We start from the raw sequence: 12,141 nt of genomic DNA, 5'->3' as shown, positions 1-12,141 counted from the left end.
GCGCTATGCCCGATCCGATCCCTCTCCGCCCGCGCCGGGACGACACGGCCGCGGACGTCAGGTCGCTGGTGCAGCTCGGCCAGGAAGACCCCCCGCCCGTACCGGCGCCGGCCACGAACCCGTTCCTCGAACCGGACTGGCCGGCCGACGACGAACCCGCGTGACAGACGCCCCGCCCTCCTGCTTTCGGCAGGGGAGCGGGGCGCTTCGTCGTACCTGGGGGTCGAACTACTGCTGCTACTAGTCGAAGTACTAGCCCATCCCAGATTGGGAGTTGGCCTGTCGACCTCTCGATAACATGCCATATCGCGGGCGTTATTGGGGGTGATTGTCCGACTCCTTGTCGGCTCGCTTGCCCGTCGTCCGACCCTCGGCGATCTGCTGGGCGCGCGCCCTGCTGATCCCCAGTTCGGCGGCAACCTGGGCGTGACTGAGCCCGTCGCCGCGCATCTCCAGAACGGCTTCGCGTCGGATCTCGCGCAGCCACTTCTGCAAGTCGGGGATGGCTTGCAGTGCCGCGCTCACATTCTTGGCGCGCTGGATGGCGTTGCCCTGCTCGGCAAGGTGCTTGAGGTTCTCGAACGGGCTCGGCGGGTTCGTCATGGAATCAGTGTAAGGGGTGGGTTGACATGCGTAAGGGGTGCCCTTACATTTGAAGGGTCGGTTTAGCACGAACAGAGGAAGTGACATGGGCGAGCGCGAGAACGTCAGGAACGCAGGCAGCAACTATGGCGTGCACATCGAGAGCCACACTCGCGTGATCGGCGGACGACTCTACGAGTTCGCCCGTCAGACGTGGCGTGACGGCCGCGTAGAGCTGTGGGCGAAGCCCGTCGGCACCACTCACGGCAGCCGCCACCACATCCTCGGCTTCTCCCGGTGATCACGGATCACCGAGGTACGACCCACGAAGTCTCGATTGAGAAGACGCATCACAACGGGACGACAGGAGCGGGCGAGATGAGCGCAACCTGCCTCTGCGGGTGGCGCGACTGGGAGCCGTTCACCCCGCAAGGGGAGAGGTTCGCCGTCCTCCAGCTCCAGTACCGCGCAACCGACCACCTGCCACACGCCGCCAAGCGACGGAGGAAACACATGCCCTACACCCGCCTCGTACCGACCTATGACAACCACAAGCGCCGCGCGATCGAAGCGGATGGGACTGTCCACGCCGCCCGTGGGGCTGCCGGAGGCGCCGGAGGATTTACCACGGCCTGCGTCGTCTACCCGGCACCCCGGGTGAAGCGACTGGAGTTCACGCCTGAAGGGCCCGTCACCTGCAACGGCTGCCTGAAGGCTCTCGGTGATGTTGCCTGAACGTGACGGCGCCCCGGCTGAGGAAAGCAGCCGGGGCGCCGCCTCGTACCATAACCGATCGGAGATCAAGATGGAGTGTTGCGAGGGATGTCTGCGTCCCTTCTGCCGCGTGTGCGGCGTTCACCACTGCGGTGTGCTCGACCAGCTCTGCCCGTGCGGCAACCCCGACCACAACTGCGAGTGCGATTGCGGCGTCTTCGGTGGCAAGGAGGAGGTGACGTGACCGACCTCGCCCCGCACCAGCCGGATGCCACCCCTGCCGTCTACGACGCTGCGACGCTCGCCGTCCTGGCCGCCATGGAAGAGGCAGCCGAGAAGCACCTCGACGCCATCCGCCCCCACAACACCAAACGCAGCTACGCCAACGACTGGGCGCTGTGGGAGGAGTTCCACGACTGGCTGGGGGAGCGGACCGGCAGTCGCCTGCCCTCGACCGCCGTCACCAAGGGCACGCTCGTCGGGTTCGTTGTCTGGCTCGACACCATCAAGCTCGCCGCGCCCAACAGCATCGACCGGCGTATCACCGGCGTCACCGTCACCGCGCGGGACCAGTACGGCGTCGAGGTGCCGAAGGCCGCCACGGTCGCCGCCCGGCAAGCCCTCAAGCCGCTGAAGAACGACCCCGAACGCATGGCGCGCGGACGGGGCAAGGCGGCAGCGGCCACACCTCATCAGCTCCAGCAGATGGCCGCTGCCGTACCCGCCGGGCTTACAGGCCTCCGCGACCGCGCCCTCTGGCTCATGGCCTTCGGGATCTGCGGACGCTCCGCCGAAGTCGCCGGACTCCGAGCCGAAGGCATCACGCAGGTCAGCAAGGGACTGGATGTCCAAGTCCCGGCCGTCAAGGGCCGACCGCCGCGCAAGGTCGAGGTCGCCTACGGCAAGAACTCCGACACGTGCCCAGTCCGCGCCTGGCTCACCTGGAAGGCGGCTGCAAGCATCGAGTCGGGTCCAGCCTTCGTCGCCATCGACGTCCGAGGAAGGCTGGGTACAGGACATCTCTCTGCCGAAGCTGTCCGCGAGATCATCGCGCGCAACGCCGAGCGTGCGGGGATCGCCGTCCGCCTCACCGGCCACTCGATGCGGGCAGGGTTCATCACCACGGCGCGGCAGGCCGGGAAGCGTGAGGAGAAGATCCGCGCCCAGTCCGGCCACGCCGAGAACAGCCCCGCCTTCTGGGGCTACATCCGCGAAGCCGACAAGTGGACCGACGCGGCCAGCGAGGACATCGGTCTCTGAGTACGACAACACCCCCGCAGCTTCGGCTGCGGGGGCGTTCCGCTGTCCGAGGGCTTAGCCCCAGGTGGTGTCGTCGTCCATGATGCCTCCCCAGATCGGTGCGGCCAAGGTACGCGGAACGCGGCCGTCCTGTCAGGAGGTCGTGCCACACTGGCCGTAGGCCCCGCCGGGCTCCCCCGTCTCGGCGGGGTCTGTCACGTCTGTCGCAGGCCGGGCTCGGGGTTGCAGACCTGGCACATCTCGACGTGCAGGCTTTCGTCCTCCAGCGCCAGGAGCGCTTCGTCGCGGCTGAGGAATCCGTGGTTGCCCTTCCAGATGCCGCAGCCGCCGCGGTGGAGCACGGTGCGTCGGTCGCGGGCCGGCTCCAGCTTCCACCGGGCTTCTTCGCGTGCCCGCTGGGCTGCCCGTCGGTCGCGGTCGATCTCGGCCCGCAGCGTCTGGATCCGCGCCCGGGTGGTTCGGAGCTGGTAGTCCAGCCACTCCTCCAAAGCGGTCAGCTTCGCGAGGCGCTCCTCGGGCGGCATGTCGTTCATGTGTTCGAGTCTAGGGTGGTGCCCGTGAGCAGCAACATCGGCCCCGGCCGCTACCACCTCACCCTGACCCGCGACGGCCACCCGGCCATGCACGGCTGGTGGGACCGTGAGACGGTGGCCCGCGACCGGCTCCGGGGCTGGATCGGAGACTGGGGCGGGCCCGGGGTGCGCATCACCCTCGTCGACGAGGACACCGGCACGACGTTGACGGAGTGGCCGGACGAGGCGTGATCTGCTGGCATGCTGTCCGCTATGGCCCACCGCCCCTACCCGGTCCGCGAGCGTGCCCTGCGGCAGATCATGCGCCGACACCGCAACGAACTCCCGCCGCACCTGCTGTTCCGCGCTGCGCAGCCCAGCGGCCGCGAAGCCGGCGAGCGGATGCGGGCCGCTTTCGCCGCGCTCCCAACTGCGGGCGCCTACGTCCTGTCGACGCGACGCCCCGGCGTTGTCAGTGGCCCCTCGTAGCATGGGCTCATCGTTGTTCGCGCTTCTTGTGCGTGCGACTACTCGAACGGCGCCCCGCGGTGGTCACGCACCGGCGGGGCGCCGCGGTAAGGAGGGGCCGTGGACGACCTGGTGCAGTTCCTGCGCGACCGGCTGGACGAAGACGAGCGGACCGCGCGTGAGGCTGCGATGTCGGTCGGCCGCACCGGCTACAAGAATGGCGTCCTGGTCAACCCGCCCGCGCGCTTCGGTGACGACCTGGTAGCGGACGGCGCGCAGTGGGTATCGAGCCATCACCTCGTAGTCCGAAAGCGGCTGGGGCCCGAAGAGAAGGGTCGCATCGTGGCAGACTGCGGCGGCTTCGGCGCGAGGCCTGTCGCCGTACATGCAGCGGCTCACGACCCGGCCCGCGTCCTCGCCGAGGTCGAAGCCAAGCGGCGGGTCATCGAACGCTGCACCGCCGTTCAGGGTCTGCTACTGGACGACTTCACCGCAGAGCACCTCGCAGATGAAGTCCTCGCCCTGATCGCCCTGCCCTACGCCGACCACCCGGACTACCGCGAGGAGTGGCGGCCCTAGCCCTCCGCGTGCCGCACGGCCTTCTTCAGCGCCATCTCCACCGGGTACCGGTCCAGCCCGGCCTCGGCCGCATAGGCGGTGACCCCGTCCTGCACGGCGACGGCTTGTTCGACGGTGAGTCGCTGCTCCTGGATCGCCGCCCACGCCTCACGCTCAGCCGCCAGCAGGGTCGGGGGGAAGTCGAAGTCGCTCACGGGTGGAGATCCTAAGCCGCGCGGTCACGGGCCCATGAGGCGGCCTCGAAGTGGTGGACTCCTGCACGCAGCCTTGACGTAGTGATGCGGGGGGTGCATCATCGAGGTATCGGGAAGTCACACAAGGATCTACCGAGGAGTCACTTTGTCCAGCAGCACCGCTCGCGCCATCGCCGAGAACGACCGCTTCTCCATCGCGGACCGCATGCCCATCGGCAGCCGCTACACCGACGGCGAGGAGGAATTCACCCTCGTCGCCTACTCGGTCGACCCTCACAGCCGGACCGCTCACCCCCTCTTCATTGCTGACGCGGACATCGCCGCCGGCCCCAACACTCACTGGTACGACCGGGCCACCACGGGGAGCATTGCACTGCTGGAGGTCTCCGACCTTCTCGGCATCGACGACGCAGCGCTCCAGCCCGCCGAGCCGGACCAGGAGCGAACCGACGCCGCCATCGGCGCCCTGGCCAGCCGCGAAGAGCACACCTTCCGCGACACCAGGGACTTCTCCCGCGTCATGCTGCACGGCGACCTCAACTCCGACGAAGAGGTGGCCGCGTTCCTCGCTTACGCCAAGGCTGAGCTGGAGCTGCGTGTGGCGCAGGGACAGCTTGAGAGGGTGTCGCGGGAGCGTTCCGAGCGGATTGCCCTGGTCGCCGACCTGGCGGGCTCGCAGCGACGGGCTGCCAAGGTGCTAGGACTGAACCAGTCGACCATCAGCCGCGCCCTCCGCGAGCGTCCGGAACGGCCGTAACTGCATCCGCAAGCTCCACGAGAAGTAGTGAGGATACCGGCTATGAATTACGACCTCAGCGACCCGAGCGCACGTGACATCCGGGCGGCAGCCCACAGGGCCTACCTGGAGTCCCGTATCGATGGAATCGACGATCCGGATGAGCGGGTCAACGAGATCCTGGCCCAGCACGCTCGTGTCGCTGACCCGGAGAACTGCACCGACGCTGATCTCGCTCTGCTGCTCGGCGAGAACTGGCGGGACGTGATCGTCGTCCTCCAGCAGGCTGCCAATCTCACTCGGGACCAGGCGGAGAAGATCGCTGCCTTTGCGCTGGGCCCGAACTGGGAGCTTGACCTGGAGGAGGCGCATGCTGCGCTATCCGGAACTGGGCTCGCCGACTGGAGTGACGCCGCTGAGGCGTGCGATGCGGCCACTGAGCATACGTGGTCGAAGGGTGGCCCCTTCTGGGAGGCCAACGACGCGTTCAGCTGTGCGCTCATGGCGGCTATGGCAGGAGAACGTATTCCTGAGATGACGCGTCGTGACCTGATGAGCGCCTGGCGCACCGCCTTTGGAGCTGACCGCGCCAACGAGAAGTGAGGGCCCGAGCCCTGCACGCTACGCGGCCTCGATGACGTCCCCGCGTTCGACCTGCCGCAGCTCGGCCAGCAGCCGGCTGTACTCCTCCCGCTGCTCATCCGTCAGCCGCAGCGTCGGATGCCCGCCTGGCCCGGTCCACAGCGCGCGGATCGCCGCGTTCAGCTCAGCAGCCGAGCGCAGCGAAGGCCGCGGCGAGACATCGGGGGACATGCCGATCAGGGTAGCCGCCCGGTCTGACAGCGGGCTATGAGTTACGTCGTCCGTATAGGACGAGTAGAGCGACTAGGAGGTCACCATGCCCGACAGCCCCGCGTACAGGCGACTCCAGCAGGCGGCAGCGGAAGCGACCAAAGGGGCGGGCCTACTCGCCCTGCGCACACTCAGAGACGTCCACTGGGAGTGCGTCGCCCTTGAGGAGGAATGGGCTGGCCGCGACGAGCCGGGCGCCGAAGAGGTACGGGCCGCCCTCGCCCGCATCCGCGCCAAGCTGGACCCGGCCGTCGCCGCGCCCTGGGATGACGACGGGGCCTGATGGCGGTCACGGGTTCTCGGCGGGCGGCTGACCCACGTAGGTGCCGCGCCCCTGAACCTTCCACACGACCCGCTCCTCAACGAGCACGTCAAGGGCGCGCCGCACCGTCGTCCTCGCGATCCCATACTCCTGCACCAGCCGCGTCTCGGACGCGATCGGCCGGCCCTCCGCCCAGTCGCCGCGGGCGATCCGCGCCTTCAGGATTTCGGCGAGCTGCCGGTACGGAGTGACGGGGCCTTCGTGGTCGATCTCGGCATCCGGGTCTGCGGCCATGATCTCGACGCTAGGCAGCGCCCTACATGTCAGCATCTCGGGCTACGTATCGAGACGTCGCGAGACAGGCCGATACAAGTCGGGCTAGCCTGCAATTGCAGGACCCCCGCGACCGCGGACACGGCCCGGGGGCATGGCCGACAGCTGCAAGGAGCGTCGACATGGACGAGGGTACGGACACCGACCCCGACCGCCAGACCACACCCCCAGACGAGCCCTGCCCGTGCGGCAGCCACGACCACAAGCCGCTGCGCATCGGCGACCGGCTTTCACCCAGCGGCCACACCGTAGGACCCGTCCACGTCTGCCCGGCTGAATCACCCGTGGGACTACGGGGTGTCCTGTGATCGCCCGCCAGGATGAGGACAGTGGTGTCTGTGGGCCCTGCCAGCTCGGTGAATGCGGACACTGCGACGGCAACCACGACCTGCGCTCTGGGCGAGGGCCGGCGGTGCCGCTCCTCCGGTGTGCCCATCGCTGCATCCGAGGCCAGGAGCGGCCGGGAAGGAAGGGCTAAGCTCAGGCCACAGCATCACCGCAGGGTGAATGGGCGCTACACCCTCTTCCCTTAGGTGATCACCGTGTTGTTGAATCTCATCGGTCAGTGAACGGCCGCCTCGGTGCCATCAACCGTGCAGGAGGTCGGTGACATGAACCCGCAGAGCGTGAGCAACCAACAGCAGGTGGCTGAGCTTCATCTCGTGGCCGGCTTCCATACGCTGGACCGTCGACCGGTCGATGCCGGTGACGTGGGCGAGGGATTCCTGGGTGAGGTTCTGGTGCAGTCGCCGAACGCGGATGCGGTCCCCGGTCGCCCGGCGGGCGTCGAGGATCCACTGCGGGTGATCGGCTGGCACCCGAGCAACGCTTTACCGACCAAGATCATAAGTCAGCAGCAGATTTGAGGCACTCTTCGATCATGAAGTAGTGCCCAGCGACACCCCCGCCACCCCCCACCGACAGCCCTGTGGTCTGGCATATGCCGCAGGGCTCCGTGTAGTGTCCAGGAATCGAACGCACGTTCGCTCTTTCGAGTGAAGCAGGGCATCAACCTGCGACTCCGCGGCAACGCGACGAGTGAACACAAGAACGTGCCGGGCTCCGTCGCTAGCGGCTAGCCCCCCCTCGGCGAGGGCGCCCGGCACTTGGGGCGGCCCCCTGCTTCCTCGTTGGCACGGGGGAGCAGAGGGCCGTCTGACTGGCTGACGTGCAACGATGCCGCTTCCTGTTAGGAGATATTTAGGAGGCGAGGCTGTGGGGTATCCCCGCGTATTGCCGTGACATCGACGGCGCATTGGCGGGCTGATGATGGCTCGACTGGACCCGTCACCGACCGCTGAGCTGCTGTTTCCACCTCGAAGCCCCAGTTGAATGACCCCCCTCCAAAGCGAGGTGTAGCGTGGGCATCCGCTCTTACAAGCAGGATGTCGGCGGTTCGAAACCGTCCGCGCCCACGGACACCGAGCAGTCAGAGGCCCCCGGGGAGTTCCCTGGGGGCCTCTTCCGTCACGACGTTCCGTCCGCTTCACCCGGAGGGGTCTCGTGGGCGTGCTTCAGTTCCGAGCGGGCCGCCACCCGGTCGGGGCCGGTCAGTTCGGACCAGTAGCGGTGCGTGCTGACGAACACCGCGAGTTCGTGCTCGCGCCGCCGGAGTTTCTCCACCTCGGCCTGCTCGTCGGCGGTCCAGCCGGGGGAGGCGGGGCGTTCCACCTTGCGCCAGCCGTTGTCGTCGCTGAAGCCGTCCAGCGGCTCCACCGACCAGGGAAGTCGCTTCAGAAGGGCCGACAGCTCGGCCCGGACCTGATGGAGTTCCTCCTGACCGGCGAGGAGGTCACTCGGAAAGTCATAGGTCGTAGCCACGGCCCAATGATACGCCTGTTCGAATTGGTGGAGCGAGTTCCTTCCTGTGGTTCATGCGAACGGGTGTACCAGCCGGAGCTCGCCGACGATCCGCTCCGTCACCGGTGCCGGGATCCCGTGGCGCTCGGCCGCGCGGAGCAACGCGCCGCCGATGGCGTCCAGTTCGAGCGGCCGGCCCGCCTCCGCGTCACGCTGCATCGACGACTTCGTCGCGGGCGGGAACGCATCGTAGCGGGCGAGGGCCTGGGCCGGGTCCGACGGGCCGCCGCACGCCCGGCTGATCGCGGCTGTCTCCGCCACCAGGGCCGTCAGTTCGTCGCGGTGGTGGGTGCGCACGTCCCCCAGGGGGAGGCCGTAGCGGGTGGTCAGCAGGGCGAAGGGGGCCAGGAACGACATCTTCGCCCACAGGGTCGCCGTCTCGTCGTCCTGGAGGCGGGTGGCGGGACCGGCGGCGCCGAGGGCCTCGGCGAGGGCGTCGAGGCGGGTGCGGGGAACGTCCGTACCGGCCAGGTCGATCTCCGCGAAGGGGCTGGTGTGTTCGATGACGCCCGGGGCGACCCGGGTCGACTCCACGCGGATGACGGCGGGGGCGACCCGGTCGGGGCGGTAGCGTGCGCGCAGGGCGGCCGGGTGTTCGACGCCGTTGAGGAACGGCACGAGGAGGCCGTCGCCCGGGGCGGAGGCGGGTACGCGCCGCAGGGCCGCGTCGAGGGCGGTGTGCTTGACGGTCACCAGACAGGCGTCGACCGGTTCGCGCAGCTCGGTGCCGGCCTCGACGCGGGCCGTGAAGTCGCCGAACCGGGCGCTGCGGACCCGGATGCCGTCGGTGCGCAGGGTCGCGGCCGTCTCCTCGCCGGACAGGCAGATCACGCGGTGGCCCGCGCGGGAGAGCAGGGCGGCGAGCAGGCCGCCCACGCCGCCGGGGCCCAGGACGGCCACGGTGAGTTCGTTCGCAGGGTTCGTCACGGAGGTTCCTCTCGCCGGTCGGCCCCGGAAGGGTGGCCGCCTGGACGTGATCATGGCAGGAAACGCTGTCGTGGGAGTGGCGAAAGGGTGAGACTGGGGGCATGTGCCGGAGTATCAAGACGCTTCGTCCGCCCGCGCTGCCCGAAGAGGCCACGGAGGCGGACATCCGCGCTGCCGCGTTGCAGTACGTGCGGAAGGTTTCGGGCTTCCGCGCCCCCGCCGCTCACAACCAGGAGGTGTTCGACCGCGCCGTGGAGGCCGTCGCGCAGGCCACGGCCGAGCTGCTCGACGGGCTGGAGGTCAGGGGCGCCGGGGCCGGCCGCCGGGCGAGCTGAGCCCGACCGTGCCCGGCCGCGCCCGGCCGTTTCCGCCGCCTTGCCCGCCGGTGCCCTCGCCCGTCGGTGCCCTCGGCCGCCGGTGCCCCCGGTCGGCGTCCCGCCCGCTGGCGCCTTGCCCGTCGGCGCCCTCGCCCGTCGGTGCCCTCGGCCGCCGGTGCCCCCGGTCGGCGTCCCGCCCGCTGGCGCCTTGCCCGTCGGCGCCCCCCGTACGTCGGCGTCCCGCCCGCTGGCGCCTTGCCCGTCGGCGCCCCCGTTCGTCGGCGCCCCCGTTCGCCGGCGTCCCGCCGGCGCCCCCGCAGGCGGCATGCCGCACGCCGACGCCCCTCACGCCGACGCCCCTCACGCCCGCGCCCCTCACGCCGGCGCCCCTCACGCCCGCGCCCCTCACGTCGGCACGCCGCAGGCGGCGCGCACCCCTCACGCCGGCTGTGGCTCCGTTCGCGGTGGCGGGACGGTGGCGCCCTCCCACAGCTTGGTGAGGCGCTGGTAGCCGTAGACCACCGAGGCCATGACCAGCAGGAGCAGCGGTCCGGCGAGCCACGGGTACCGGGCCATCTCCAGCGGAGCGAAGCGGTACGCCGCCAGGAGCGCGACGAAGACGACCGTGCCGTAGCCGACCAGCAGGAGCCCCGCCCGGTCCCAGCCGCGGTCGAACGTGCGCAGCCCGGCCTCGATCGTGTACGCGAACACCACGCCGGCGACGAGGTCGACGCCGTAGTGCCAGCCGAACCCCAGCGTCGCGGCGAGCGTGGCGACCAGCCAGAACGTGCCCGCGACCCGCAGACCGCGTGGCCCCCTGCGGGTGTGGATGAAGATCGCGGTCGCCCACGCCGTGTGCAGGCTCGGCATGCAGTTGCGCGGGGTTATCTCGTCGAAGGGCAGGTGGTAGGGCGTGGTGATCGGCGGCAGCGTGTTCGGCCACAGGTCGGCCGCCGCCCAGGTCCCGCCGTCGGGGCCGTAGGCGAACATCGGGCCGACCACGGGATAGATCATGTAGACGGCCGGTCCGACCAGACCGATCACCAGGAAGGTGCGCACCAGGTGGTGGCGCGGAAAGCGCCGCTCGGCGGCCACGTTGCGCAGCTGGTACAGCGCGACGACGACCGCCGCCACCGCGAGCTGGGCGTAGACGGCGTCGAGGGTGTGCTCCGCGACCGGTCCGCCGGCCTCCAGCAGCCGGCCCGCCAGCCAGGACGGGTTGCCCAGGGCGTGATCGGCCATGGCGATGTACGGGTCGAGCGTGACCGGCAGCGTCTGCGACGTGATCAGCAGCCAGGTGTCGCCGGTCTTGCGGCCGGTCACCAGCAGCAGGCCGAGCCCCACGCCCTTCAGCAGCAGGACGCGATCCGGTCCGGTGCGCCGGGTGAGGGCGATGACGGCGAGGCCCAGGACGACCCACAGCGCGCCGTTGCCGAAGGGGTGGCCGTCCTCCGTCAGACTGGCGCCGATCGCCCACCGCACCGCCAGGAAGACCAGGTCGATGCCGATCGCCGCCCCGAGGGCGATCAGCCGCTGCCGCCAGGTGAGCACCACCATGGTCAGCGCCATGCTGGCGTAGAGCAGGAATCCGGACTTGGGGGCGTGGATCACCTCGCGCGCCTGCTGGGTGATCGGCCCGGGTATCCCGAGGTGGTGCGCGACGATCTGGAGCGCGACGAGGAAGCCCAGGGTGATCACGCCCGCCGTGGCCCACAGCACCGCGCGCCGGCGCTGGGGCGCGGCGAGCGCCCCCCGTGCCGTGCGCGTGCTCTCCGAGGCTTTCCGCGACGCCGTTGTCGTCAATGTCCCAGCCGCTTCCAGGTGTCGGTTCGATCGTGGTGAGGGCCCGGAGCCCGGGCTACGTCGTCCTCGGCTCGCGCCGCATCAGATACGCCGCCCCGGCCCCGGCCCCGAACAGGGCCCCCACCGACACCGCCGTGCCCAGCCAGCTCGCACCCAGCCAGTGGGCGCCGAAGTACCCGAGGGAGACGCTGTAACAGGCCCAGGTCAGGCCGGCCAGGGCGGACCAGGGGAGGAAGTCGCGGGCGCGGCGGTGCGCGGCACCCGCGCCGAGGGAGACGACCGAGCGGCCGGCGGGAGCGAACCGGGCGAGGACGACGAGCGCGCCGCCGCCCCGTGCGAGGGCGGCGCCGAGACGTTCCTGCGCGGTGGTCAGCCGCCGGGAACGCGAGATCGCCCGGTCCAGCCGGGCACCGCCCCGCCAGGCGATCCGGTAGGCGACCAGGTCACCGAGGACGGAGGCGGTGGCCGCGCACAGGGTCAGGACGAGGATGTCCGGCACGTCGGTCGCCGAGCCCGCTGCCGCCGCCGTGGCCGCCGTGATCACCAGGATGCCGCTGGGCAGCACCGGCAGGAACACGTCCAGCAGCACGGAGAGGGTGACCACCGCGTAGATCCATGGGCTGCCGATCAGCGACCCCACCTGCTCCAGCACCGCGACTCCCCGTGATCCCCCGTGGGCCGGACCGTGCCGCGATGACCCGGGGGGAGCGGCAAGGGGTGGCCGATGACAGCCATACAGCGT

At 70.0% G+C, this 12,141-nt stretch carries 22 protein-coding genes; 12 read left to right on the top strand and 10 right to left on the bottom strand.

Features of this window, described 5'->3' with window-relative positions:
* Positions 1-5: 5 nt before the first annotated feature.
* Positions 6-164 (top strand): hypothetical protein, encoded by a 159-nt coding sequence (locus tag ABTZ58_RS09810; protein ID WP_351352860.1) that lies wholly within the window; start codon positions 6-8, stop codon positions 162-164.
* A gap of 151 nt (positions 165-315) precedes the next feature.
* On the opposite strand, the gene ABTZ58_RS09805 is transcribed toward ABTZ58_RS09810, so the two are convergent.
* Positions 316-603 carry a sigma-70 family RNA polymerase sigma factor gene (locus ABTZ58_RS09805; RefSeq protein ID WP_351352857.1) on the bottom strand — a complete coding sequence of 96 codons (288 nt, stop codon included), beginning with the start codon at positions 601-603 and terminating at the stop codon, positions 316-318.
* Between the two features lie 85 nt (positions 604-688).
* On the opposite strand from ABTZ58_RS09805, the gene ABTZ58_RS09800 reads away from it, so the two are divergent.
* The 3 genes from ABTZ58_RS09800 (at position 689) to ABTZ58_RS09790 (ending at position 2,556) form a co-directional block, all read left to right on the top strand.
* Positions 689-883, top strand: a complete 195-nt coding sequence (locus tag ABTZ58_RS09800) for a hypothetical protein (RefSeq protein ID WP_351352854.1) — start codon at positions 689-691, stop codon at positions 881-883.
* 212 nt (positions 884-1,095) lie between these two features.
* On the top strand, positions 1,096-1,317 hold the full coding sequence (locus tag ABTZ58_RS09795) for a hypothetical protein (RefSeq protein WP_351352851.1): 222 nt from the start codon (positions 1,096-1,098) through the stop codon (positions 1,315-1,317).
* A gap of 219 nt (positions 1,318-1,536) precedes the next feature.
* On the top strand, positions 1,537-2,556 hold the full coding sequence (locus tag ABTZ58_RS09790; protein ID WP_351352848.1) for a tyrosine-type recombinase/integrase: 1,020 nt from the start codon (positions 1,537-1,539) through the stop codon (positions 2,554-2,556).
* Positions 2,557-2,750: 194 nt separating this feature from the next.
* Here ABTZ58_RS09790 and ABTZ58_RS09785 read toward each other — a convergent pair whose 3' ends face one another.
* Entirely contained in the window at positions 2,751-3,089 is a 339-nt protein-coding gene (locus ABTZ58_RS09785; protein WP_351352845.1) for a DUF6233 domain-containing protein, read from the bottom strand.
* 24 nt (positions 3,090-3,113) lie between these two features.
* On the opposite strand from ABTZ58_RS09785, the gene ABTZ58_RS09780 reads away from it, so the two are divergent.
* From ABTZ58_RS09780 to ABTZ58_RS09770, 3 genes are all read left to right on the top strand, one after another.
* On the top strand, positions 3,114-3,320 hold the full coding sequence (locus tag ABTZ58_RS09780) for a hypothetical protein (RefSeq protein ID WP_351352842.1): 207 nt from the start codon (positions 3,114-3,116) through the stop codon (positions 3,318-3,320).
* A gap of 21 nt (positions 3,321-3,341) precedes the next feature.
* Positions 3,342-3,557: a hypothetical protein gene (locus tag ABTZ58_RS09775; protein ID WP_351352839.1), complete on the top strand. Its 216-nt coding sequence runs from the start codon at positions 3,342-3,344 to the stop codon at positions 3,555-3,557.
* Between the two features lie 99 nt (positions 3,558-3,656).
* Positions 3,657-4,115 (top strand): DUF6221 family protein, encoded by a 459-nt coding sequence (locus ABTZ58_RS09770; RefSeq protein ID WP_351352836.1) that lies wholly within the window; start codon positions 3,657-3,659, stop codon positions 4,113-4,115.
* Here ABTZ58_RS09770 and ABTZ58_RS09765 read toward each other — a convergent pair.
* Positions 4,112-4,309 (bottom strand): hypothetical protein, encoded by a 198-nt coding sequence (locus ABTZ58_RS09765; protein WP_351352833.1) that lies wholly within the window; start codon positions 4,307-4,309, stop codon positions 4,112-4,114. The two genes, ABTZ58_RS09770 and ABTZ58_RS09765, sit on opposite strands and share 4 nt — an antisense overlap.
* Before the next feature lie 145 nt (positions 4,310-4,454).
* Between ABTZ58_RS09765 and ABTZ58_RS09760 the strand changes: the two genes are divergently transcribed.
* Together ABTZ58_RS09760 and ABTZ58_RS09755 are read left to right on the top strand one after the other, a co-directional pair.
* On the top strand, positions 4,455-5,066 hold the full coding sequence (locus tag ABTZ58_RS09760) for a hypothetical protein (protein WP_351352830.1): 612 nt from the start codon (positions 4,455-4,457) through the stop codon (positions 5,064-5,066).
* 42 nt (positions 5,067-5,108) lie between these two features.
* Entirely contained in the window at positions 5,109-5,648 is a 540-nt protein-coding gene (locus ABTZ58_RS09755) for a hypothetical protein (protein WP_351352827.1), read from the top strand.
* Positions 5,649-5,666: 18 nt separating this feature from the next.
* On the opposite strand, the gene ABTZ58_RS09750 is transcribed toward ABTZ58_RS09755, so the two are convergent.
* Positions 5,667-5,858, bottom strand: a complete 192-nt coding sequence (locus ABTZ58_RS09750) for a hypothetical protein (protein ID WP_351352824.1) — start codon at positions 5,856-5,858, stop codon at positions 5,667-5,669.
* Positions 5,859-5,943: 85 nt separating this feature from the next.
* Between ABTZ58_RS09750 and ABTZ58_RS09745 the strand changes: the two genes are divergently transcribed.
* Positions 5,944-6,180 carry a hypothetical protein gene (locus tag ABTZ58_RS09745; RefSeq protein ID WP_351352821.1) on the top strand — a complete coding sequence of 79 codons (237 nt, stop codon included), beginning with the start codon at positions 5,944-5,946 and terminating at the stop codon, positions 6,178-6,180.
* 6 nt (positions 6,181-6,186) lie between these two features.
* Here ABTZ58_RS09745 and ABTZ58_RS09740 read toward each other — a convergent pair whose 3' ends face one another.
* Positions 6,187-6,453, bottom strand: a complete 267-nt coding sequence (locus tag ABTZ58_RS09740; RefSeq protein ID WP_351352818.1) for a GntR family transcriptional regulator — start codon at positions 6,451-6,453, stop codon at positions 6,187-6,189.
* A 161-nt stretch (positions 6,454-6,614) separates the two neighbouring features.
* Between ABTZ58_RS09740 and ABTZ58_RS09735 the strand changes: the two genes are divergently transcribed.
* Complete coding sequence (locus ABTZ58_RS09735; protein ID WP_351352815.1) at positions 6,615-6,800, top strand: hypothetical protein; 186 nt, start codon at positions 6,615-6,617, stop codon at positions 6,798-6,800.
* Positions 6,801-7,079: 279 nt separating this feature from the next.
* Here the strand turns inward: ABTZ58_RS09735 and ABTZ58_RS09730 are convergent, their stop codons facing one another.
* The 3 genes from ABTZ58_RS09730 to ABTZ58_RS09720 form a co-directional block, all read right to left on the bottom strand.
* Positions 7,080-7,310 (bottom strand): helix-turn-helix domain-containing protein, encoded by a 231-nt coding sequence (locus ABTZ58_RS09730; protein ID WP_351352812.1) that lies wholly within the window; start codon positions 7,308-7,310, stop codon positions 7,080-7,082.
* Between the two features lie 649 nt (positions 7,311-7,959).
* On the bottom strand, positions 7,960-8,313 hold the full coding sequence (locus tag ABTZ58_RS09725; protein WP_351352809.1) for a DUF8825 domain-containing protein: 354 nt from the start codon (positions 8,311-8,313) through the stop codon (positions 7,960-7,962).
* A gap of 51 nt (positions 8,314-8,364) precedes the next feature.
* Positions 8,365-9,279 (bottom strand): ketopantoate reductase family protein, encoded by a 915-nt coding sequence (locus ABTZ58_RS09720; protein WP_351352806.1) that lies wholly within the window; start codon positions 9,277-9,279, stop codon positions 8,365-8,367.
* Positions 9,280-9,380: 101 nt separating this feature from the next.
* Here ABTZ58_RS09720 and ABTZ58_RS09715 point away from each other — a divergent pair, with 101 nt between their 5' ends.
* Entirely contained in the window at positions 9,381-9,614 is a 234-nt protein-coding gene (locus tag ABTZ58_RS09715) for a DUF2277 domain-containing protein (protein ID WP_351352803.1), read from the top strand.
* Positions 9,615-10,034: 420 nt separating this feature from the next.
* On the opposite strand, the gene ABTZ58_RS09710 is transcribed toward ABTZ58_RS09715, so the two are convergent.
* Together ABTZ58_RS09710 and ABTZ58_RS09705 are read right to left on the bottom strand one after the other, a co-directional pair.
* Positions 10,035-11,315: a phosphatase PAP2 family protein gene (locus tag ABTZ58_RS09710; protein ID WP_351353663.1), complete on the bottom strand. Its 1,281-nt coding sequence runs from the start codon at positions 11,313-11,315 to the stop codon at positions 10,035-10,037.
* Between the two features lie 139 nt (positions 11,316-11,454).
* Positions 11,455-12,051 (bottom strand): DedA family protein, encoded by a 597-nt coding sequence (locus ABTZ58_RS09705; RefSeq protein WP_351352800.1) that lies wholly within the window; start codon positions 12,049-12,051, stop codon positions 11,455-11,457.
* Positions 12,052-12,141 lie beyond the last annotated feature (90 nt).

It is taken from the genome of Streptomyces sp. NPDC094143 (assembly GCF_040303825.1).
Lineage (GTDB): Bacteria > Actinomycetota > Actinomycetes > Streptomycetales > Streptomycetaceae > Streptomyces.
The sequence above is the reverse complement of the archived record's forward strand: the minus strand, read 5'-3'. Positions and strand labels throughout refer to the sequence as shown.